Source organism: Pseudoalteromonas sp. MIP2626 (assembly GCF_013414205.1).
In the GTDB taxonomy this organism is placed as follows: domain Bacteria; phylum Pseudomonadota; class Gammaproteobacteria; order Enterobacterales; family Alteromonadaceae; genus Pseudoalteromonas; species Pseudoalteromonas nigrifaciens.
The window spans coordinates 17,004-40,698 of the sequence record NZ_JAATTW010000027.1; the positions used below are offsets into that span (position 1 = coordinate 17,004).

The following is a 23,695-nucleotide window of genomic DNA, read 5'->3' on the forward strand; positions in this document are numbered from 1 at the left end:
AAATTTAACCTAGTTAGCCTTTAAAATAGCCCCTAGAGATAGATTTACTCTGCCGATTTGAGCTTAGTTGGTGTATCCTAGTGGCTTACTTTATTTTATTAAGCCACTATGCCTCAAATTGTTATTCCGGTTAAAAACCTCACCACCACCCCAGAGCCTGTTACGTGTGCTAATTGCCAAGCCTGTTGCTGCCAATTAGAAGTACGCATAGTGACAGATACCGGTGTGCCATTTCATTATATTGAATACGATAAATGGGGCAGCGAAGTAATGAAACGTGCCGATGATGGCTGGTGCCAAGCCCTCGATCGCAACACACTCATGTGTTCTATTTACGAAAACCGCCCGTTAGTGTGTCGCGAATTTGAAATGGCGTCAGATGAGTGTATTACCGAGCGCGAGCTAGGCGGAATTTAAATTATTACAGCAAACGTAAAAAGGGCCCAAGGCCCTTTTTAAATGTGTACTAACTTAATGCAATTGGTATAACTGTAAAGCTAATAGCAGCCGATTATTAATCGTATTTAGCTTCAAGCTCTTGTGCGGTATGAAACTTCTCATGGCTTTGTAATTGCTCATCGTACTTAACTAGGTTTTTAAAGTGTGCTAGTTGACCTGAGTTTTTAACGATTTCGACAATAAACGACATCATAAAATCGGCGCCGGTTAGGGTGTCGCCTACTAAGTAACGCTTGCCTTCTAGGCGATCGTTAAAGTAGCTTATTACTTTAGCTGTTTCGGCGTCGGCGTAACCTTCTAAAAACTGGGTTTTAGCGCCATCTTTTAATACAAACATTTTAAGCAGCAGCGGTAAAATAGCTGAGCTTTCGGCAAAGTGTAGCCATTGCTGATAATCAACATAATCGCTAGTGCCTGCTTTAGGTGCAAACTTTCCGTTACCGTATTTAGTAATGAGGTAATCGGTAATTGCGCCCGACTCGGCAACAATAATCCCATCATCTTCTATCACCGGCGACTTACCAAGCTGATGAATATGTTTAAGTTCATCTGGGGCTAAAAAAGTGTCTTTATTACGTTGGTAAGCAACTATTTCATAATCTACGGCTAATTCTTCTAGTAACCAGATAATACGTTTTGAGCGTGATTTATTTAAATGATGTAGCTTGATCATAGTAATCCTTGTTGCGTTGCCATTTTCTACAGATAACAACGCATTAAATTTAAAGTGGGCTGTTAATTTTAACTACGGTTTTACCGAAGTTTTTCCCGCTGATCATATCGTTAAAGGCAGTAATGGTATTTTCGATGCCTTCTACTATATGTTCGCGGTATTGAATTTTTCCATCTTGTAGCCATTGCTGCATAGCGGTTGCAAACTCATCATAACGATGGCCATAATCGTCAAAAATAATAAAGCCTTGCATCTTAATACGCTTAGAGAGTATTTGCCCCATTAGCATACCCAAACGATCAGGGCCTTCTGGTAAGCTGGTTGCATTATACTGCGACACTAAACCACACACAGGTACGCGTGCTGATGTATTGAGAAGGGGTAATACGGCGTCGAATACCTTGCCGCCCACATTTTCATAATAAACATCAATACCATTATCACAGGCTTGTTCAAGTTGCTGTGCAAAATTATCTGCTTTGTGATCAATACAGGCATCAAAACCTAATACTTCTACTGCGTGCTTACATTTTTCACTGCCACCGGCAACGCCGACGACTCTACAGCCTTTAATTTTTGCAATTTGGCCAACGGTAGCGCCCACAGGGCCTGTTGCTGCAGCAACGACCACGGTTTCACCTGCTTTAGGTGCACCAATATCAAGTAATCCCATATAAGCGGTAAAGCCCGGCATTCCCATAATACCTAGTGCATACGAAGGATTAGCAGGCTCTTTGCCTAATTGCATTAACCCTTCGCCGTTGCTAATAGCGTAGTCTTGCCAACCAGTGTAAGCCAATACCCATTCGCCTTCGCTAAAGGAGTCGTTTTTAGACTCTTGAACTTGGCATACAGTTGCCCCAACCATCACGTCGCCAACATTTACTGGGTCGGCATACGATTTAGCGTCGCTCATGCGGCCACGCATGTAAGGGTCAAGGGATAAGTAAATGGTACGCAGTAATACTTCACCATTTTTTAATGGCGGCAGCTCTAGTGTTTTTAATGCAAAGTTTTCATCGGTAGGAGCACCGTGTGGGCGTAATGCTAACGTGAGTTGTCGACTGGTTACTGACATATAAAATCTCCAATAGATGAGTGAACTACTTTGATCTGAATGTTTTAGTTTGTGTTTAAAGCAAAGTTGAAACTAAACAATAATGCGCAGATAAGTAGTAAGAAACCTGAGCTCCGGATAATAAACTTATCTCAAGCAGCTATTTTCAGCGCTAACTGCGTTGAATTTACTTGCAATAGGCCAGCTATTGACGCGTAAATTCGCCTTGTTTTCACTGAAAACCTCTGGCTAGAGAAAATAAAATCAAATATAACGATGATTCAATACGTTAGTAAATCTCTTAACCAGAGCTCAGGTTAAGTATGTATATCTTAATACAGGAGTTTTGGGCACACGGTTAAAAAATCAACCCCAAGGTGTGAGTATTTACTCTAAGGTGAGTTTATAAGTGGATTAACTGATTTCTATAGCGCTATAACTTTTATTTAAACTACTCTAAAATGAATGCTATTAACTTAACAACAATAGATGCGAAATTATTATGCACCCACACATTAGTAAGCTTTATAACAGTGCGTTAAAGCCAAGCCGATTAATTATAGGCCTAATGAGTGGTACCTCGTTAGATGGGCTTGATGTTGCCTTATGTAAAATAACTGCCGCGGGTGTGCATACCCAAATTGAGGTTTTAAAGTTTACTACGGTTGATTATAGCGATGATTATAAAACAAAAATAAAGCAGGTATTCGCCAAGCGTGAATGCAACTTAGAATACCTTACGTTACTGCACCCTTGGGTTGGTAAATTACATGGTGACATGGTTAATCAGTGTTTAAAAAGCTGGCAGATAAACCCAGCCAACATAGACGTAATAGCCAGCCACGGACAAACTATTTACCATTGCCCTAAAAGCCAGCATCAGTATAACGACTTTAACAATGGCACTTTACAAATTGGCGATAGCGACCAAATAGCCGTTACTACAGGTATTACTACCATTGGCGATTTTCGGCAAAAGCATATAGCAGCAGGCGGCGAGGGCGCACCACTTGCCGTGTATGGTGATTATTTATTTTTTTCAAGCTCTGACGAAAATCGTATTTTGCTCAATATGGGCGGTATAGCTAACCTCACTTTTTTACCCCAAAATGGCGATAGTAACGCAGTATTTAGCTCTGACATTGGCCCATGTAATACCATTATGGATGCCTATGTGCAGCGTTATTTTAATAACATGCATTACGATGAAAACGCTGCGATAGCGAAAGCGGGCGTTATTAATACTGCGTTACTAACAGCGCTTTGCGACAATCATTTTTTAACCCTAAAAATGCCAAAAACTACTGGCCCTGAAGTGTTTAATCTGGCTTATTTAGAGGCTGCGCAACAGGCTTCAAATACCCAAAAGTTAAGTCATCAAGACGTAATGGCCACCTTAAACCGCTTTACCGCAGAGGTTATTGCCAATGCGCTAAATACGTGTGTAAAAATGGCGCCCAATAGTGTGGTGTATGCCAGTGGCGGCGGCATTCACAATTTACTCTTAATGCAACATTTAGTAACGCTTTGTCCGGCCATAAAAGGTTTTAAAAATACTCACGCATTAGGGGTTGATCCCGACGCGAAAGAAGCGGTACTTTTTGCTATTTTAGCTAACGAATGCTTAGCCGGTGAGCAGCTACACCTTGATAATAAAGCTCAAGGAATTGCAGGCGTTACTATGGGTAAAGTGAGTTTTGCAGATTGAAACCACATATTCTAGGCTTAATTTTTAAGCTTAATTTTTTAGGTGAGACCTAGCCAAACTCACTGTTTGGCCTTTGCATAACTGCGACTTACTGTTATAGGGTAAGCTTATTTTTTTGCGCGGCCATTAGCGTGAATATTGTTTTGTAGTAATTAATTGCAGCTGCGCTTTAATTATTATAAAAATGTTATTGCTTATTTACTTTTTAAAGATGCACCAATCCTCCCTTAGTTTCGCCCCTCAGGCCTTAGTGGTGCACTTTTATAACTAAAAAGACCAAACCCATCCAAATCAACTATGCGCTTTTTTAAAACATAAGGCATAGTTATTAAATGCAGTGTAAATGGACTGTTAATAACTATTTTTGACTATATATATTCATATAATCTGAATGTATATTCATTTCTTAGTTGACTCAGCGTTATTTTACGGCTAGTTTTTATCCCCCTTTGATTAAAGTTTTCACTAATAAATACTGCACTATACAAATTCAAAAAAGATTTTACAGTGGCTGTTTTAGGCATTTTAACGATTTTTTGAATGAGATAAGCGCATACCTCGAGTATATAAAAATATATGACTTAATTAGTAAGCACAATTTAGCTGATAGCAATAGGCTGATGAAATAGGAATAAGTAATGAATGATATGAGCAAAAAATCCCAAGGTCTTTATCGCGCTGAATTTGAACATGACAGTTGCGGCATTGGCTTTGTCGCTAACCTTAAGGGTAAAAAGTCACACGATATTATCGAAAATGCACTCACCATGCTCAGCTGCATGGAACATCGTGGTGGAACAGGGTTTGACGTTAAAAGTGGTGATGGTGCTGGTATTCTTATTCAAATTCCTCATGAGTTTTTCCGTCAAGAAACCGCAAAGCTAGGGTGGACGCTGCCAAGCGCCTTAAACTATGGTGTGGGGATGATTTTTTTCCCGCGCGATAAAGCACTTAGCGACGCGTGTAAAAAAATACTAAATCAAAATATTGCCGAACTGGGTTTAACCTTAATAGGGTATCGGGATGTTCCGGGCGATAACTCTATGTTAGGCGCGGCTTCATTTGAAAGCGAGCCAAATATTGAGCAAGTGTTTATTGCTAAGCCGCAAGCGCTAAGCGCACAAGAATTTGAACGTAAGCTGTTTGTGCTGCGTAAATACACCTCGCATAAAATTAATGGTTTAGATTTCACCGAACGTGACGAATTTTATGTAACCTCAATGTCATCTACCAAAATTGTTTATAAAGGCCAGTTTACTACCGAGCAAGTGCGCCAGTATTACCTTGATCTGCAAGACGAGCGTACTATTTCGGGAATGGCGATGTTTCATTCTCGTTTTTCAACCAATACTTTTCCTGCTTGGCGCCGCGCTCAGCCGTTTCGTTATATAGCCCACAATGGTGAAATTAATACGGTACGCGGTAATATTAACTGGATGAATGCTCGTGAGGCATTGTTTAGCTCGGTTAATTTTAGCGATGCTGAATTGAATATGTTAAATCCGGTGTGTAATAACGATAACTCAGATTCGGCTAATCTTGATATGGCTATTGAGCTATTAGTGCTCAGCGGGCGGTCTTTGGCGCAAGTAATGATGATGATGGTGCCAGAAGCATGGCAAACACAAACCAATATGGATGCCACCAAGCGCGCATTTTACGAGTATTATGCCTGTATTATGGAGCCATGGGATGGCCCAGCATCTTTATCGTTTACCGATGGCAATGTTATTGGTGCAACCCTTGATCGTAATGGTTTGCGCCCTTCGCGTTACTTGTTAACCGAAGATGGCACGCTAGTGATGGGCTCTGAAACCGGTGCATTGTGCGTTGATCAATCTACTGTGGTTGAAAAGGGGCGTTTGCAACCGGGTAAAATATTTATTGCTGACTTAGAGCAAGGTCGCATTATTAGTGATGACGAAGTAAAACAATACGTTAGCTCGGCTCAGCCGTATGCTCGTTGGTTAGCTGAAAACAAAATTGAATTAGACAATTTACCCGTTCCTAGCGCGTCTTTTGCCCAGCCGCCATTGGCAGAGCTGCGAAAAATACAAAAAGCATTTGGTTACACCAGCGAAGATCTTAACCTAGTACTAGCGGGTATGGTTGGTACGGCTAAAGAGCCACTAGGCGCTATGGGTACCGACACGCCGCTTGCAGTGCTGTCGCATCGCCCGCAACAATTATCACATTATTTTAAGCAGTTATTTGCGCAAGTAACCAACCCGCCCATCGACCCTATTCGTGAAGAATTGGTAATGTCGTTGCGTGGTTATATTGGCCGCTCACTTAACTTGCTCGATGAAACACCTGGGCATTGCCATAAGGTTGAAATTGAACAGCCTGTATTAACTAATGAGCAATTACGCAAACTACAGTATATAGATAATAACCATCTTCAAGCTAAAACGATCGACATTACTTTTAAAGCCAGTGGTGGGCCAGGCGCACTAAAAAGAGCACTGGATCGTATTTGTTTATATGCCAAAAATGCCGTTGAAGATGATTATGAAATACTTATTTTAAGTGACCGAGGCGTAGACAGCGACCATGTTGCTATACCTTCGGTATTGGCAACAGCTGCGGTGCATCACTATTTAATTCGTGAAAAACTACGCTCATCTGCCGATATAATTTTGGAGTCGGGTGATATACGCGAAACGCATCATTTTGCTACTGTTATTGGTTATGGCGCTGCGGCAGTTAACCCGTATTTAGCCCTAGAGAGCATGTATGGTTTACGTGATGAAGGCGTACTTGATACTAACTTAACGAATGAACAAATTACCCAAAAATACACCAAAGCGGTAGGCAGCGGCTTGTTAAAAACCTTCTCTAAAATGGGTATTTCAACGCTACAGTCGTATTTAGGTGCGCAAGTTTTTGAAGCCTTAGGCATTAACTCAGAGGTTATTGATCAGTACTTTACCGGTACGGTTAGCCGCATTGAAGGCTTAAGCCTAGATCAAATTGCCCAAGAGGCGCTATTACGCCACCGTGAGGGTTTCCCTGAGGCCAACCGCATTGCTATAGATAAACTACTGCCTACAGGCGGAGAATACTCGTGGCGTCATGATGGTGAACGGCACTTATTTAATCCCACGGTAATTCGCTTACTGCAGCATTCAACAGCCAGTAATAATGTTGAGCAATTTAAACAGTATGCAAAAACGGTGGACGATCAAAGTAAAGAAGCCTTTACCTTAAGGGGTTTATTACAATTGAATAGCGATCGTCCTGCTATTGCCTTGAGCGAAGTGGAACCGGTTGCCAATATTTTTAAACGTTTTGCCTCGGGTGCCATGTCGTTTGGCTCAATTTCGTGGGAAGCACACACTACTTTAGCCATAGCTATGAACCGCATTGGCGGTAAAAGTAACAGCGGTGAGGGCGGCGAAGACCCAATTCGTTATACTGCGCTTGAAAATGGCGATTCGATGAATTCGCGAATTAAACAAGTGGCTTCGGGTCGTTTTGGTGTTACTAGCCATTATTTAGCGAATGCCGATGAGCTACAAATAAAAATGGCGCAGGGCGCAAAACCGGGCGAAGGTGGGCAATTACCCGGCGATAAAGTAGATGCATGGATAGGTAAAACTCGTGGCTCTACGCCAGGGGTGGGCTTGATTTCGCCGCCGCCACACCATGATATTTATTCTATTGAAGATTTATCGCAACTTATTTTTGATCTTAAAAACGCCAACCGCGACGCGCGCATTAACGTTAAATTAGTATCAGAAGCGGGTGTAGGTACGGTTGCATCGGGTGTGGCAAAAGCTTATGCCGATGTGGTATTGATTGCGGGCCACGATGGCGGCACCGGTGCGTCACCACTGAGCTCAATTAAACATACGGGCTTACCGTGGGAACTGGGTTTGGCTGAAACGCATCAAACTTTGGTGCGTAATAAACTGCGTAGCCGTATTACGGTACAAACCGATGGGCAACTTAAAACGCCACGCGACTTAGCCATTGCAACGCTACTTGGTGCAGAAGAGTATGGTATGGCTACCACAGCATTGGTGGTTGAGGGATGTATTATGATGCGTAAGTGTCATTTAAATACTTGCCCAGTTGGTATTGCCACACAAGATAAAGGCCTGCGCGACAAGTTTACTGGTCGTGCCGATATTTTAGTTAACTTTTTTACCATGATGGCAGAAGGTTTACGCGAAATTATGGCTGAGCTTGGTTTTAGAAGTATTGAAGAAATGGTAGGCCAAACTCAGTGCCTTACACAGCGCAAAGATGTTGACCATTGGAAATACCAAGGCGTTGACTTAACTCCACTATTACACAAAGCAGAATGCGCTGAAAACGAAACTCTGTATCAATCAATAAAGCAAAAGCATTTAATCGACGACATTATCGATCGCAAAATGATCAAAGATGCTCAAGCGGCACTAGAGTCTGGGCAAAGTGTGGCGCTTGAATACGATGTGATTAACACTGACAGAACCATAGGGGCGATGATCTCTAACGAAATCTCTAAAAAGTACCATGCAGATGGCTTACCGCAAGATACTATTAAGGTTAAGTTTAACGGCTCAGCGGGACAAAGCTTTGGTTGTTTTTCAACCAAGGGTTTACGTTTTGAACTTGAAGGCGATGCCAACGACTACTTTGGTAAAGGACTCTCTGGCGCAAATTTAGTGGTGTACCCTAGTAAACAAGCTAAGTTTGCTGCTAGTGAAAATATCCTCATTGGTAATGTGGCCTTTTTTGGAGCAACTTCGGGTAGCGCCTTTATACGCGGTATAGCGGGGGAGCGTTTTTGTGTACGTAACTCGGGCGCAACAGCCGTTGTTGAAGGTGTGGGGGATCACGGTTGTGAATACATGACCGGCGGTAAAGTGGTTATTTTGGGCGCAACTGGTCGAAACTTTGCTGCAGGTATGTCGGGCGGTGTTGCTTACGTACTTGATGTAAATAATGACTTTGCGGCTAAATGCAATATGGAAATGGTCGCACTTGAAAGTGTAGATACCGACGCTGAAAGCCACGAATTAAAAGCCTTAATTAGCCAACATTTTGATGCTACAGGTTCAGATGTTGCCAGTGATTTATTAAAAGATTGGAACAGCAATGTTAAGCGCTTTGTTAAAGTAATGCCGGTTGATTACAAACGCATGCAAGGTTATATGAATGATGTACGCAGTAGCGGAAAATTCACCTCAGAGTATGACATTGCCGTAGAAGCATTCGACATTCATTTAAACAACATAGCTAGCGCTAAAGCTTAAGTTGCCAAGGAGAATATATTATGGGAAATCCAACAGGGTTTATCAACGTAGGTCGTGCCTTGCCAACTGAGCGTAACGCAGGTGAACGTTTAATTGACTGGCTGGAAGTATATGAAGAAATACCACAAGCAGATGTAGAGCAGCAAGCTTCGCGTTGTATGGATTGTGGCGTGCCGTTTTGTCAGTCGGCAAAATCAGAATTTGCACCGGCAGTAGCTGGGTGTCCGGTAAATAATGTAATACCGGAGTGGAATGACTTAATTTATCGCGGCCGCTGGCAAGATGCAGTAGAGCTATTGCATAAAACCAATAACTTTCCTGAGTTTACTGGGCGTGTATGCCCAGCCCCTTGTGAGGGTGCATGTGTACTGGGTATTAACGCCGATCCGGTGGCTATTAAGTTACATGAAAAAGAAATTATTGATCATGCCTTTAAGCAAGGTTGGGTGGTTGCTGAGCCACCTGCATCTCGCACTGGTAAAAATGTAGCCGTAATTGGTTCGGGCCCAGCGGGCCTTGCCGCTGCAGCACAGTTAAATAAAGCTGGCCATATGGTTACTGTATATGAGCGCGCCGACCGCATTGGTGGCTTGCTAATGTATGGTATTCCAAACATGAAGCTACAAAAAGAATTAGTGCAACGTCGGGTTGATATTTTAGCCCAAGAAGGCATTGTTTTTGTTACTAATACTGAAGTAGGCAAAGACATTAGTGTGGCACAGTTAGAAACTGACTTTGACTCAGTCGTGTTATGTATTGGTGCCACAGTACCGCGCGACTTACCCGTTGCAGGGCGCGAACTTAACGGTGTGCATTTTGCGATGGACTTTTTAACAGCCAATACCAAAAGCTTGCTCGATAGCGAACATCAAGACGGAGCGTTCATTAATGCGAAAGGCAAAAATGTAGTGGTTATAGGTGGCGGTGATACCGGCACCGATTGTATTGGTACTGCGCTTCGCCATCAGTGTAAAAGTGCTATTCAGCTAGAAATTATGCCTCGTCCACCCGAGCAACGCGACGAGAGCAGCAATCCTTGGCCACAATGGCCGAAACGTTTGTTGGTTGATTACGGCCAAAAAGAAGCTATTGCAGTACAAGGCCAAGATCCACGTCAATATTTAGTGATGACTAAAAAAATTGAAAGTGACGGGCAAGGTAATGTTAAAGCTGTGCACACTGTAGATATTACTTGGCAACTTAACGATAAAGGGCAAATGGTGCCACAAGAAGTAGCGGGCAGTGAAAAGATAATTCCTGCCGATATAGTACTGATTGCTATGGGCTTTATGGGGCCAGAAGGTGGCCTTGTTGCACAATTTGGTTTAGAGCAAGATGCTCGCTCTAATATTGCAGCACAGTACGATAAGTTTGCTACAAGCAAGCCTGGCGTATTTGCCGCAGGCGATAGTCGTCGCGGACAAAGCTTAATTGTGTGGGCAATAGATGAAGGTCGACGCTGCGCGCGTGAGGTTGACAGCTATTTAATGGGTAAAAGCTATTTGCCTTAAAGCGATTACAAGTCTGTAAACTTTAACTGCTTTAAAAGTTAAAACCATCTATTATAGCAAGCCCTACCGCATTAATTATGCAAGGTGGGGCTTGTTTTTATAATTTATTCTATTAATAAACCTTGTAAAAAGTAGGTAAGGTAAGAAATGACTTCTGAAAAACCACGTAAATATTCACAAAAAATTGTAGATGGTAGCGCTCAGGCTCCTAGTCGTTCTATGTTACGAGCGGTAGGTTTTAATGATGACGATTTTAAAAAGTCTCAAGTTGGTATTGCCTCTACATGGTCTATGGTAACGCCGTGCAATATGCACATTAATACACTTGCCGAAGAAGTGGGTAAAGGCGTAGATAGCGCCGGTGCGAAAAGCGTTATATATAATACCATTACCGTATCCGATGGTATTTCTATGGGCACCGAAGGGATGAAATATTCTTTAGTATCACGCGAAGTAATTTGCGATTCAATAGAAGCGGTATCGGCGGGTATGGGCCACGACGGTATTATTGCTATTGGCGGTTGTGATAAAAATATGCCGGGTTGTTTAATGGGTTTAGCACGTTTAAACCGCCCCTCTATATTTGTGTACGGCGGTACAATTTTACCCGGTGAAAATCATACCGATATAGTCTCGGTATTTGAAGCGGTGGGCAGCTACGCGGCAGGCGATATTCCAATTACGCAATTAGAACATATTGAAAAAACAGCCATACCAGGGGCTGGTTCTTGTGGTGGTATGTACACGGCAAATACGTTAGCCTCAGCAATTGAAGCTTTAGGCATGAGTATGCCAAATAGTTCTGCGCAAAATGCTATTTCACAAAACAAAAAACAAGACTGTATTGATGCGGGTAAAGCGATTGTTTATTTGCTAGAGCATGACATTAAACCTTCCGATATTATGACCAAAAAAGCGTTTGAAAATGCAATTACGCTGATCATTACCTTAGGCGGCTCAACCAATGCGGTGCTGCATTTAATTGCTATGGCTGATGCGGTAGGCGTTGAAGTAACATTGGATGACTTTGTGCGTATTGGCGATAAAACACCAGTAATTGCAGACTTGCGCCCAAGCGGTCAATATTTAATGTCGGAGTTGATTGAAATTGGTGGCATTCAGCCACTGATGAAGCGTTTATTAGATGCCGGTATGCTGCACGGTGACTGTATGACAGTGACAGGCAAAACCATGGCCGAAAATTTAGCCGATGTAGCAGATTACCCAGCAGGGCAAAATATTATTTTACCTTTTGATAAGCCGATTAAAAAAGACAGTCATTTAGTTATATTAGCTGGCAACTTAGCGCCAGAAGGGGCAGTGTCAAAAATTACGGGTAAAGAGGGTTTACGCTTTACCGGCAACGCAAAAGTATATGACTCAGAAGAGCAAGGTTTTGCCGCTATTATAGATGGGCAAGTAGTAGCCGGAGACGTTGTAGTAATTCGCTATGAAGGTCCTAAAGGTGGCCCAGGTATGCGTGAAATGCTAAGCCCCACTTCAGCTATTATGGGTAAAGGTTTAGGTAACGATGTGGCGCTTATTACCGATGGTCGTTTTTCAGGTGGTAGTAGGGGTTTTGTTGTGGGGCACGTTACACCAGAAGCTTACGAAGGCGGCGCCATTGCACTAGTAGAAAATGGTGACAGCATTACTATTGACGCGCAAAGCCGTGAAATGACTCTTAATATTACTGATGAAGAAATGGCCAGTAGGAAACAACGTTGGCAACAACCTGCGCCAAAATACACCCGCGGATTACTAGCAAAATATGCCAGAACAGTAAGCTCAGCCTCTACCGGAGCCGTGACCGATAAGCCAAGTTAAGGCACAATTAATCGCTAAAATTAGTGATTAAACTCCCCTAAATAGAGCGAGTTTTAATCCGCAAAGATCAACACGCCCTAGATAACCTTGTTACTTTATTTGTAATTTAAGTAACAAGGTTATAAATCGCTCAAGTTTTTAGTTGGCCGACCGATATATACTTAATAGCAGTTTGCGATTAAGGATGATCATGATTAACAATGGGTTAAATAACCACTCTAGTTTAGCGACAAAGCAAGTACTGCCAGTTGATAATGCAAACCATACCCTTAGCAGCAAACTGCAACATAGCCCACTCGAAATAGCGCCAAAATTAATACCAGAGTTAGCAACAGAGCTATCACCCAAAATAACGTCCGATTTTCTCAGTCAGTTTAGCGACGAAAAAGTTGCCCAATTACTGCAACAGCAACTTTCGGTGCTGATCACTCCTGCAAAAAAAGCAAATATATCGAGCTACCACTACAGCGCTGAAGAGTTAGCTATACGTACTGTAATAACGAGTCAGCAAGAAGGGCTACTTAAAAATGAGCATAGCGATAAGCTCATACAACGCTTAAATAAATCGGTAACAGATATTCAGGGGGCTTACGCCAACACCAGTGATATTTTATTTAACCTGGGGCAATTAGGGCATCAACAAACATCATTTTTAGCCTCTAGTCAGCAGCGTGTTGAGCGTGCGCTTAACCCTTATATGGAGAGTATTAATCGCAGCAAGCAGGAGGATGACGATAACTACCGCTTTCAATTATCAGTAAAAACCAAAGAAGGCGATATTATTAATATTACCTTTAACTCATCGCAAGGTTATGATGAAAGTGCTGGTAAAACGGCTGATAATTTTAGCCTTAGCTATGAAGTAGAAGGGGATTTGTCAGAGGCTGAGCATCAGGCGCTAACTGAAGTACTTGCAGGTGTAGGTGAAATGGCTGATGAGTTTTTTAAAGTCAGTCAATATGCTAACAGCCGTTATGTGCCGGTAAACCAAGGCGATATGAACTTAGACTTTTTAGCAGATTTTAATCATCAGCAGTTATCTGGTTTTGATGTGTCTTTTTCAACGACCGAAGGTGAGAGCGTTTTATCTACTGAAAACAATCTTGATTTTAGCTACAGCATAGATGAAAGTATGCAGCAGCAAGCGCTGGTATTTAAATCGGATCGCGGCGCTAATAAAATCGACTTTACTTTAGATATGGCAACGGTAGGCGCTAAAGATAACCAGCAAATGCAGCAGTATCTTGCCTCATTAGATAAAAACCTTGAAGATAGCCGCCACAATAGTAGCGACGAGAAAGCGTCTGCATTTGGTAAAAAAGGCGATGCAAATATGCAGCAAGGCTTTGCTTTATTTAAAGGCGCATTTACGAGCATGTCCTCAGCAGCGCAGCGTTATAGCAAGTTAGAGTCACTAGCAACGCAGCAATTTAATGACGGGCGCGCTATGGTTGCCGATTTAGTCGATAACATGATCACGAACGATCCTCGCTATCAAGGGCTTGGCAACAGTACGCAAAATTCTTTAGGGGCGGGTATTTCTAAGTTAGCTGATTTTGATGCAAAATTTGAGTTTGCCATGGACAGAGGCGACTATCAGCCTAAAAGTAACGTTGCGCTAAGCCAAGCCACCGAGCAACAAAAGTCAGGTGAGCTAAAAGGGGTTACGCAAAGTAAAAACGTAAGTAGCCATTTTGACTACCAGAATACCCGGCCCGATTATTACGACAGCGAAGAAAGTTACAATATTAATACCGCCGTTAAAAATAACGAGTTAGTTGGGCTTGACCAATACCAGCAAATAGATATTGATAAAAAAACCTATCAATACAACCAAGATAAATCGCAGTATGAGCTAAAAATGGCACTTACTGAAAAAACCACTAACGAAAGTAACATTCGCCTTATTAACGATATTTGGCTTGAAAACAACGAAAACAGCCACAAAATGGATAAAAAAGAACGTATAAACGAGATTGGTGAGCCAGATGATTTTAAAAATACCAACCATTATTCACATAATAAGTTAGTTACATTAATTGGTGATTTAGACAAATTAGCGCAAGATAAAGATGCAAGACGAGAGTATTTAACGCAGTTATCGCAAGTAAACTTTTTTATGGATAACAATAAATAATGGCTTGATTATAGTAATGCTATTGACTTTCTTTGGTTGTAAAATAGCCATATATGAACTTAACTTATACTCTTAAATCGAGTAAATAAAACACTCACAGTATTAATACAAAAAGGCGCCTTAATGTTTAAAAAATTAGTTTTATTCTTTTTTCTGTGTTTGCCACTGTCCACTTTTGGGGCTACAGCGCCTTATACTGGGGGTATTAGCGCGGCAGATTTACTTGCAGAATATGATAACTTTGCTCAGCAATATAAAAACTTTACCCCTAGCAAACAAGATATTACGCTAATACAAAAATTAAAGGGGAAGGAGTTAACCGTATTATTTGGTACTTGGTGCCATGATAGCGCGCGCGAAGTTCCGCGTTTAATTAAACTGCTTGAACAGTCGAAAGTACAATTAGAGAGTATTAAATTTGTAGCCGTAGGGTACAACAAGCAAGATGCTAGCGGCGTAGCACAGGCTCATAATTTACAATACACACCTACTATTATAGTTAGCCAAAATGGCAAAGAACTAACACGTATGGTTGAAAAACCAGCGGGCACACTTGCGCAAGATCTTACAAAAAACCTACCTTAATAATCGAGTGGGCTTGCAGGTTAAAGGCGCTGAGTAATGTTCAGCGCCACAGACATCAAATAACGGACTTTTGCTGTGCAATCCATTCATTTATTACCGCTTCTAACACCGCCATTGGCAGTGAACCTTGGCCGATAACAGTGTCGTGAAACTGGCGTATATCAAACTTAGCACCTAGCTCTTTTTCGGCTTTTGCGCGCAGTTCACGTATTTTTAGCTCGCCCATTTTGTAAGACAGTGCTTGGCCTGGCCAAGAAATATAACGATCTATTTGATCCTCAACCGCACTTTGCGGCAAGGCTGTGTGATCTGCCAAGTAGTCAATAGCCTTTTGGCGGCTCCAGCCAAAGGCATGAATACCGGTATCAACCACTAAACGCACTGCGCGCCACATTTCGTAGCCCAAACGGCCAAAGTCGCTGTAAGGGTTTTGATAAAATCCGGCTTCTTTGCCTAAACGTTCGCTGTACAAGCCCCAACCTTCGCCAAATGCAGAGTGGCTAAGTGTTCGTCTAAACTGGGGTACATTTAACTCCATGGCAACGGCATTTTGTAAATGATGCCCAGGAATTGCTTCGTGTAAACTCAGTGCCTCTAGGTTATATAAAGGCTGTATTTTAGGTGTTGAAGCTAAAAAATAAGTACCTGGTGAGCGGTTATCAGGTGGTGGCATATAAAACGCGCCGCGACTTGCTGAGCCTTTAATCGTAAAGGTGTTGCGCGGTAAATGGCCAAAATAGGTAGGTAACTTGCCATACATTTTTTGGGTAATGAAAGCGGTTTTTTCGAGCAAGTCTTGCGCGTCTGTTGCGTAAAATTGCTTGTCGTTCGCTAAAAACTCTAAAAACTCAGCGTAAGTGCCATCAAAGCCCACTTTATCAATGATGTTTTGCATTTGCGTTTTTATACGTGCGACTTCCTTTAAGCCAAGTTCGTGTATTTGTTTTGGCGTGGCATTGGTGGTGGTGTAATAATTTACCGTATATTTGTAGTAATCAAGGCCATCTTTAACACTTGAAATACCAGGCTCGGCTCTGCAATTAGGCATGTAATCGTTTTCAAAAAAGTCGTAAAAATGCTGATAAGCGGGTACTACTTTTGAGCTAATTAAAGCTTTTGCTTTGTTTTGATATGTGGCTTTTTGCTCTGCACTAAACGTACTCGGAATACGGGTAAAGGGCTCGTATAAGGCGCTGTTCTCAGGTTTTTTAACGATATGAGCGCTAATGCTACTGCTGTAATTTTCAAAGGTTTTACAGTAATGCGTATAACCATTTTTAATCCCAGCTTTCATCAAGTTAATGTTTTCTTGATTAAAACGAGGGTAGTCGGCAAGGCTGACTAAAAAGTGATCATAATCATTAGCAGTTAAAAATGCCATATTAGCCGGTGCTTCAGCAAAGTAGGTATGCCAGCCGCTTAAAAAGTTTACTGGAAAATACTTATCCTGAAATAGATAGCTTTGTTGCTCGGTTTCTCGTTCATATTTAAATAATCGGTAATTCATCAACTGCGCGTCGCTGAGCTTGCTAGGATCAATGTTTTTTAAATTGTCGAGCACGGCATCATTGTACAGTTGACGCTGAGCAATAGCGTGCTCGGTCCAATTAGCTAACTTGCCATTGGGTTTCCAGCCGTCGGGATCGGTACGAAAAAATATTTTTTCGGCTTGGGCGTGTTGCCAATGTTTATCAATTATATTTTTTAAATCGGCATTGTTATCAGCCATACTTGGCAGCGAAACTAGGGTTAAGCAAATAGCTAAAATACTTTTTTTGAACATGTTTATCTCGTTTTAGCGAGTTAATTTTTATCGTTCAAGGTTAACACGTGCTGTTTATAGATAACACTTCGTTAGTGCGGTTAACGTTCAGTACTCGCTTATTCGTTTTGAGCGGCTTAGAATGGTGTAAAGTAAACTCAAGTTAAATATAAGTACCATGCTAAATAGCGCACCTAATAAAACAATGCTTAACCAAGTAATAACTTTAATTGATCAAGCAAATAGCCAAGACCCTAATACTGAAATATATAATGCTCAGAGCCTGCCAAAAGAAAGTTTATACGCAACTCGTATGAGCGAAATGTTAGCGCGTTTTAACCCTAATGCCGATGAGCTTATGCCGCGGTAGCTAAGCAAGATATTAAACGCAACCCAGACAGTCAGTTAGTGGAGGATATTGCAAGTTTGGTGTTTATTGAACATTATATGTTGGCCTTTACCAGTACCAAACCAGATTATGATGAACAAAAATGGCTTGGCATTATTCGCCGTACGTGGCAAAAAATGTCAGTAGAGGCGCGTGATTTTGTGCTTGCTGGTAATGTAACATTACCCGAACCGTTAGTTAGGCTTATTCATAAAGCGGTTGCGTAATACTTTATTTTAAACAAAAAAATGGCGTACATTTAATGTACGCCATTTAATATTTTAGTACCTAGTACCTAGTACCTAGTACCTAGTACCTAGTACCTAGTACCTAGTACCTAGTACCTATTTGTTACGGTTTTCTTTACTAAACGCACGAATTTTACGCTTTTGCGATAGTGTTATTTTATTAACACGTCCGGCAAATGGGTTATCACCTTCTCTAAATTCGATTTTGATAGGTGTGCCCATAATTTTCAGTGCTTTACGGTAGTAGTTCATTAGGTAGCGTTTATAGCTATCAGGTAAATCATGAACTTGGTTACCATGAATAACGATACGTGGTGGGTTATAACCACCGGCATGCGCATATTTAAGCTTAACACGGCGACCACGAACAAGTGGTGGCTGATGATCCGCTTGTGCCATGTCCATAATACGACGTAACATTGCGGTGCTTATACGCTTAGTAGCTGACTCGTAAGCTTCATCTACCGACTCAAATAAATGACCTACGCCAGTACCGTGTAATGCCGATATAAAGTGCAGGCGGGCAAAGTCGATAAAGCCTAAGCGACGATCTAGTTCTGATTTAATACGATCTTTAACATAATCGTCTAAGCCATCCCATTTGTTCACCGCAATAACCAGTGAACGGCCAGAGTTAAGTGCAAAACCTAATAAGCTTAAATCTTGATCAGAAATACCCGCACGAGCATCAACGACTAATAACACTACGTTACAGTCTTCAATTGCTTGTAGGGTTTTAATCACTGAGAACTTTTCAACCACGTCGCTTACTTTTTTACGCTTACGCACACCAGCTGTGTCGATTAAAATATATTCTTTGTCGTTACGGGTCATCGGAATATAAATAGAATCGCGGGTTGTGCCTGGCATATCGTAAACAATTACACGTTCTTCCCCGAGTATACGGTTGGTAAGTGTTGACTTGCCTACGTTAGGACGACCAATAATGGCTAGCTTTACAGGTTTGTCTGCAAATGCTTGATGAGAGTCATCTTCACTGTCTTCTTGGTATAAATCGATAAGCTCTTCATCATCGTTACTTACATCTTCATCAAGCGCCGCTAATTCAGCAATTAAAGGCTGTAGCGTTTGTTCAAGTAATAACGTAATACCACGGCCATGTGATGCAGCAATATGATGAATTTCGCCCAGCGATAATTGATAGAACTCAGCGCAGTTTGAATCGGCGTCAATACCGTCGGTTTTGTTAGCAACCACAAAGCATTTTTTCTCTTGCTTGCGCAAGTGATTAGCAATGGCTTGGTCAGCTACTGTCATACCTACACGGGCATCAACTAAAAACAGTACTATATCGGCTTCTTCAATGGCGAGCAGAGACTGATCAGCCATTTCGATTTCAATGCCTTCTTCAGAACCATCAATACCGCCCGTGTCTACCACGATAAATTCATAGCCATCGTAATTTGCTTGGCCATATTTTCTATCACGAGTTAAACCTGGAAAATCGGCTACGAGCGCGTCACGAGTACGTGTTAAACGGTTAAATAATGTGGATTTGCCCACATTGGGTCGCCCCACTAGAGCGATCACGGGAAGCATAAACTACCTCTTTAAAAAACAACAAAAGGCTTCGCGTTGCGAAGCCTTACAAAAAATAATTAACTATTAGTGGGTTATACTAATAATCATAAGTTAGTTTGGTATTTGTACCGCACTAACTTCCCCATCTCGGGTATATAAAATCAGTTTATCGTTGGCAACAACAGGCTCAACAAAAAAGCCTGAACTGTCAAAGTCTTCACGAGATACTAGCTCGCCAGTGACTTTATTTAGCCAATGTAGGTTACCTTCTTGATCCCCTAACGCTAAATATTCACCTGCAACTGCAGGGCCTGTTAAATACCAACCACGTAGAGCGGGTTGGCTCCAACGTTCAATACCTGAATCTTTATCCAATGCGTAAATAACACCGTTGCTATCTACTACATAAATACTTTGTGCATCCATGGCAATATCTCGGTAACTGCTGTATTCACGTTTCCATACAATATTACCAGAACGAATATCAACTGCCGCTAGGTTACCATTATAAGCAATAGCATAAGCGTATGGGCCGCTAATAAGTGGTTGTGTGTCTACATCAACTAGACGCTCAAACTCTGAAGCACCTTTAGCAACTGCAATTTCGGCACTCCATGCAGAGTAACCACTGTCTGAAATTAATACGCTTAATTTGCCGGTTTCTAGGCCAACTAATACACCACCATTTGCAACAGTAGGCGCGCTTTGTCCACGTAAGGTTAGCGCAGGTACTTCTTGCTCAAAGCGCCAGCGTTCTTCACCCGTATCAGGATGAAGGGCTAATAACTTACCCGAAGCTAAATTTACAAATACCAAACCGTCACCGGCAGCTGGTTTTGAAAGTGCTTCACCGGGTACGTTTTTACGCCAAACTTCTTCACCAGTTTCACGATCTAGAGCAATAACATAGCCATGCTCCGAACCTAAATATATTTTACCATAAGCTTGTAATATTCCGCCCGATAATTTTGCACTATCGTTATCGGCCCATGGCCAAAACGATACATCTTGGCGCACATCGCTTTTCCATAGCGTATCGCCATTTTCTAGCTTAAGTGCTTTTACTTGGCCTTCGCGGTTAGCAACGTATACGGTATCTTTATATACAGCAGGTGATAAGCGTGAAAAATAATGCTCTACACCATTACCAATTGATTCTTGCCATACAATATTAGTTTCGAACTGGTTGGCTATTTCAGGCAGAACCAGTTCTTCTTCGTCATCACTTGACGAGCAACCCATTAAAGTTGCCATGCAAAGCGCAAGCGTTGCGATTGTTATTTTTTTCATAGCTAAAACCTTATGCCGCTGGGCTTGTTACTGCTAGGTCATCTAACTTAATTTGTAATAGTGGATTACTGGTTAGTCCACCGGCATCAACCGCTGCTTGATATGCTGCGCGAGCTTGTTTTTTGTCGCCTTGCTTAGTGTAAATATCACCCTTAAGCTCTGCAACATTGGCAGAAAATGCGTCAGGTAATGATGCATTTAACGACGTTAGCGCTTCATCATACTGCTGCTGGGCAATTTGAACGCGAGCTAGGCGTGTAATAGCAATGGCTTTTAATTCATCGTTTTTTACGTTAGACACTATCCAGCTTAGCTTTTCGCTTGCAGCGTCTAGGTCATTTGCTTCTACAGCATCTTTAGCCGCTACAAATGCAGCTAACGTTGCGTAGTTGGTATCTTTATTTTCGCTAATAAACGTATCAGCTGACGATAATACACTTTCGCCTGAAACCAATGTTGTGTAAGCGTCTGATGCTTGCTCAGCTGTGGTAATTTGGTTTTGGTTATACGCTTTCCAGCCATATAAACCACCTAAACCTACAATTACACCTAGTGCAAGAGAAAGGCCGTTTTCACGGAAAAAGCGCTTTATGGCTTCGGCTTGTTGTTCTTCTGTTGAATAAATATCCATTTTTACCTCTGTGATAGCTTTGGCATTAATATGCTTTTATTAAAATATTAGCTATTAATAAGCTCTGCTAATAGCGCTTTAGCTTGTTCTAATTCTAATGTGACTTGTTCTTTACGCTCGCGTAAATACTTAATGGTCACAACGCCTTGTTCTAATTCATCTTCACCGATAATAACGGCAACGAGTGCATCGCTTTTATCAGCACGTTTTAATTGTTTTTTAAAGTTGCCGCCGCCAGCATGCACCATAACGCGTAAGTTTGGCACATCGCGTCGAAGCGTCGCTGCAATAATAGGTGCTTGAATACTGGCTTTGTCGCCCATTGATGCTAAATATACATCAGCATTACGACGAATATCACCTACACACTCAAGTGCTTGTAGCAGTAGCACTAAGCGCTCAAGGCCCATTGCAAAACCTACTGCAGGGGTCGATTTTCCACCAAGTTGCTCAACTAAGCCATCGTAACGGCCACCGGCACACACAGTACCTTGCGCGCCTAAGCTGTCGGTGATCCATTCAAACACAGTGCGGTTGTAATAATCTAAACCACGTACCAGTTTTTCGTTAATCGTGTATTTGACGCCGGCTGCGTCTAAACGTTCACATAAATTTGCAAAATGTTCTTTTGATTCAGTGTCTAAATGCTCAGATAGCTTAGGTGCATTAATTAAAATTGCTTGCACGTCAGGGTTTTTGCTATCAAGTACACGTAGCGGGTTTGAATACATGCGACGTTTTGAATCTTCGTCTAGTACATCAAGGTGTTGCTCAAGATAGGCAACCAGTGCATCACGGTAATTGGCACGTGCTTCGTTTGAACCTAACGAGTTAAGCTCTAAACGTACATGTTCGCTAATCCCAAACGATTCCCATAATTGCGCTGTAAGTAAAATAACTTCTGCATCTATGTCGGCACTCGCAATACCAAAGGTTTCTAAACCAAATTGGTGAAACTGGCGATAGCGGCCTTTTTGCGGACGTTCATGGCGAAACATTGGGCCCATATACCAAAGGCGTTGCTCTTGGTTATACAGTAAGCCATTTTCGTTTCCTGCGCGTACACACACAGCGGTGCCTTCTGGGCGAAGCGTAAGTAAGTCGCCATTACGATCGGCAAAGGTGTACATTTCTTTTTCTACTATATCGGTTACTTCACCAATAGAGCGTTTAAATAGGTCGGTTGATTCTACAATTGGAAAACGAATTTCTTGATAACCGAACGACGCAACGGTTTCGCGTAAAATATTTTCTACTTTTTGCCAAACTTGAGTATCGCCTGGTAGGCAATCGTTCATACCGCGAACTGCTTGAATTTGTTTTGCCACTGCTAAATCCTAAAAACTGTTGTTGTACAATGCTTGACTGCGACAACATAAAACTAAAAAAATTGACCCGATATTATAACCCTAATTTACACGTAAATGCGAGCTTAGAGGCGCGCTATTGCTAAGTTACCCAGCGATAGCACAATTTAAATAAAGGCCAAACTAACTAATTAAAGGTGTTACTCAACGATTTTAATATCGATAGGTGTTTGGTTTTGTTTTTTTGCAATAAAATCGCGCACGTAGCCTTCAAGTTGTTCAACAATATTATTGTTATCTATGCGGGCTTTTTGGCGTTCGCCATTAATATATAATCCTGAGCGACGACTAGCGCCGGCTAAACCAATATCACTTACCAATGCTTCGCCAGGGCCGTTTACTACACAGCCAATCACTGAGACCGAAACCGGTTCAATAATATCCTCTAAGCGCTCTTCTAATTGGTTCATGGTGCTAACTACATCAAACTCTTGGCGAGAGCAGCTAGGGCAAGCAATAAAGTTAATACCGCGAGAACGAATACGCAGTGATTTTAAAATATCAAAACCAACTTTAATTTCTTGCACCGGATCGGCTGCCAACGAAACACGTAGCGTATCGCCAATTCCTTCGGCAAGTAACATGCCTAAACCGACTGCAGATTTAACTGAGCCTGAGCGCATGCCACCGGCTTCGGTGATACCTAAATGCAGAGGTTGGTCTATTTCTTTTGCTAGCAAGCGATAAGCACCTACAGCTAAAAACACGTCAGACGCTTTTACTGATATTTTAAATTGATCAAAGTCTAAACGGCGCAATATGTTTACATGGCGCATTGCCGACTCTAATAATGCCTCGGGCGAAGGCTCGCCGTATTTTTCTTGTAAATCGCGCTCTAATGAGCCGCCATTTACACCAATACGAATAGGAATGTTGTGCTCGCGAGCCGCATCTACCACAGCCCTAATTCGCTCTTCGCTGCCAATATTACCTGGGTTAATACGCAGACAATCTACGCCATATTTTGCTACTTTTAAGGCAATACGGTAATCAAAGTGAATATCGGCTACTAACGGTATAGTTACTTGCTCTTTAATACTTTTAAACGCTTCAGCGGCGTCCATAGTTGGCACAGATACGCGCACTATATCGGCGCCGGCATCTTGTATTGCCTGAATTTGCGCTACGGTTGCATCTACATCCATAGTGTCGGTGTTAGTCATTGACTGCACGGCAATGGGCGCGCCATCACCTATAGGTACATTACCAACATTAATACGGGTTGATTTTCTGCGTTTTATTGGGGATTCTGAAAACATAGCGG

At 41.9% G+C, this 23,695-nt stretch carries 15 protein-coding genes and 1 pseudogene; 8 read left to right on the top strand and 8 right to left on the bottom strand.

Features of this window, described 5'->3' with window-relative positions; genetic code table 11:
- Window positions 1–108: 108 nt before the first annotated feature.
- Window positions 109–417: a YkgJ family cysteine cluster protein gene (locus tag HC000_RS11895; RefSeq protein ID WP_176359701.1), complete on the top strand. Its 309-nt coding sequence runs from the start codon at window positions 109–111 to the stop codon at window positions 415–417.
- Between the two features lie 97 nt (window positions 418–514).
- Here the strand turns inward: HC000_RS11895 and HC000_RS11900 are convergent, their stop codons facing one another.
- Together HC000_RS11900 and HC000_RS11905 are read right to left on the bottom strand one after the other, a co-directional pair.
- Window positions 515–1,132 (bottom strand): glutathione S-transferase, encoded by a 618-nt coding sequence (locus HC000_RS11900; protein ID WP_179807751.1) that lies wholly within the window; start codon window positions 1,130–1,132, stop codon window positions 515–517.
- A 49-nt stretch (window positions 1,133–1,181) separates the two neighbouring features.
- The gene (locus HC000_RS11905; RefSeq protein ID WP_179807752.1) at window positions 1,182–2,210 is read right to left on the bottom strand and encodes an NADP-dependent oxidoreductase; all 1,029 of its coding nucleotides are present in this window, start codon (window positions 2,208–2,210) and stop codon (window positions 1,182–1,184) included.
- A gap of 481 nt (window positions 2,211–2,691) precedes the next feature.
- Here HC000_RS11905 and HC000_RS11910 point away from each other — a divergent pair, with 481 nt between their 5' ends.
- The 6 genes from HC000_RS11910 to HC000_RS11935 all read left to right on the top strand — a co-directional run bounded on the left by HC000_RS11910 (window position 2,692) and on the right by HC000_RS11935 (window position 15,203).
- The gene (locus HC000_RS11910) at window positions 2,692–3,897 is read left to right on the top strand and encodes an anhydro-N-acetylmuramic acid kinase (RefSeq protein WP_179807753.1); all 1,206 of its coding nucleotides are present in this window, start codon (window positions 2,692–2,694) and stop codon (window positions 3,895–3,897) included.
- A 638-nt stretch (window positions 3,898–4,535) separates the two neighbouring features.
- A complete protein-coding gene (gltB, locus tag HC000_RS11915; RefSeq protein ID WP_179807754.1) occupies window positions 4,536–9,143 on the top strand; it encodes a glutamate synthase large subunit in 4,608 nt (1,535 codons plus the stop codon).
- 20 nt (window positions 9,144–9,163) lie between these two features.
- Window positions 9,164–10,654, top strand: a complete 1,491-nt coding sequence (locus HC000_RS11920) for a glutamate synthase subunit beta (RefSeq protein WP_089369085.1) — start codon at window positions 9,164–9,166, stop codon at window positions 10,652–10,654.
- Window positions 10,655–10,801: 147 nt separating this feature from the next.
- Window positions 10,802–12,481: a dihydroxy-acid dehydratase gene (gene ilvD, locus HC000_RS11925; RefSeq protein ID WP_011329767.1), complete on the top strand. Its 1,680-nt coding sequence runs from the start codon at window positions 10,802–10,804 to the stop codon at window positions 12,479–12,481.
- A gap of 190 nt (window positions 12,482–12,671) precedes the next feature.
- On the top strand, window positions 12,672–14,618 hold the full coding sequence (locus HC000_RS11930) for a hypothetical protein (protein WP_179807755.1): 1,947 nt from the start codon (window positions 12,672–12,674) through the stop codon (window positions 14,616–14,618).
- A gap of 123 nt (window positions 14,619–14,741) precedes the next feature.
- Window positions 14,742–15,203 carry a thioredoxin family protein gene (locus tag HC000_RS11935; RefSeq protein WP_179807756.1) on the top strand — a complete coding sequence of 154 codons (462 nt, stop codon included), beginning with the start codon at window positions 14,742–14,744 and terminating at the stop codon, window positions 15,201–15,203.
- Between the two features lie 55 nt (window positions 15,204–15,258).
- On the opposite strand, the gene HC000_RS11940 is transcribed toward HC000_RS11935, so the two are convergent.
- Window positions 15,259–16,986, bottom strand: a complete 1,728-nt coding sequence (locus HC000_RS11940) for a DUF885 domain-containing protein (RefSeq protein WP_179807757.1) — start codon at window positions 16,984–16,986, stop codon at window positions 15,259–15,261.
- A 184-nt stretch (window positions 16,987–17,170) separates the two neighbouring features.
- Between HC000_RS11940 and HC000_RS18680 the strand changes: the two are divergent.
- Window positions 17,171–17,580 (top strand): annotated as a pseudogene (locus tag HC000_RS18680) (DUF4202 family protein).
- 117 nt (window positions 17,581–17,697) lie between these two features.
- On the opposite strand, the gene der reads toward HC000_RS18680, so the two are convergent.
- The 5 genes from der to ispG form a co-directional block, all read right to left on the bottom strand.
- Window positions 17,698–19,161 (bottom strand): ribosome biogenesis GTPase Der, encoded by a 1,464-nt coding sequence (gene der, locus HC000_RS11950; RefSeq protein ID WP_011329772.1) that lies wholly within the window; start codon window positions 19,159–19,161, stop codon window positions 17,698–17,700.
- A gap of 93 nt (window positions 19,162–19,254) precedes the next feature.
- The gene (bamB, locus tag HC000_RS11955; protein ID WP_011329773.1) at window positions 19,255–20,433 is read right to left on the bottom strand and encodes an outer membrane protein assembly factor BamB; all 1,179 of its coding nucleotides are present in this window, start codon (window positions 20,431–20,433) and stop codon (window positions 19,255–19,257) included.
- A gap of 10 nt (window positions 20,434–20,443) precedes the next feature.
- Window positions 20,444–21,064: a tetratricopeptide repeat protein gene (locus tag HC000_RS11960; RefSeq protein WP_011329774.1), complete on the bottom strand. Its 621-nt coding sequence runs from the start codon at window positions 21,062–21,064 to the stop codon at window positions 20,444–20,446.
- A gap of 47 nt (window positions 21,065–21,111) precedes the next feature.
- Window positions 21,112–22,392 (bottom strand): histidine--tRNA ligase, encoded by a 1,281-nt coding sequence (hisS, locus tag HC000_RS11965; RefSeq protein WP_179807758.1) that lies wholly within the window; start codon window positions 22,390–22,392, stop codon window positions 21,112–21,114.
- A gap of 179 nt (window positions 22,393–22,571) precedes the next feature.
- The gene (ispG, locus tag HC000_RS11970; RefSeq protein WP_086998188.1) at window positions 22,572–23,690 is read right to left on the bottom strand and encodes a flavodoxin-dependent (E)-4-hydroxy-3-methylbut-2-enyl-diphosphate synthase; all 1,119 of its coding nucleotides are present in this window, start codon (window positions 23,688–23,690) and stop codon (window positions 22,572–22,574) included.
- Window positions 23,691–23,695 lie beyond the last annotated feature (5 nt).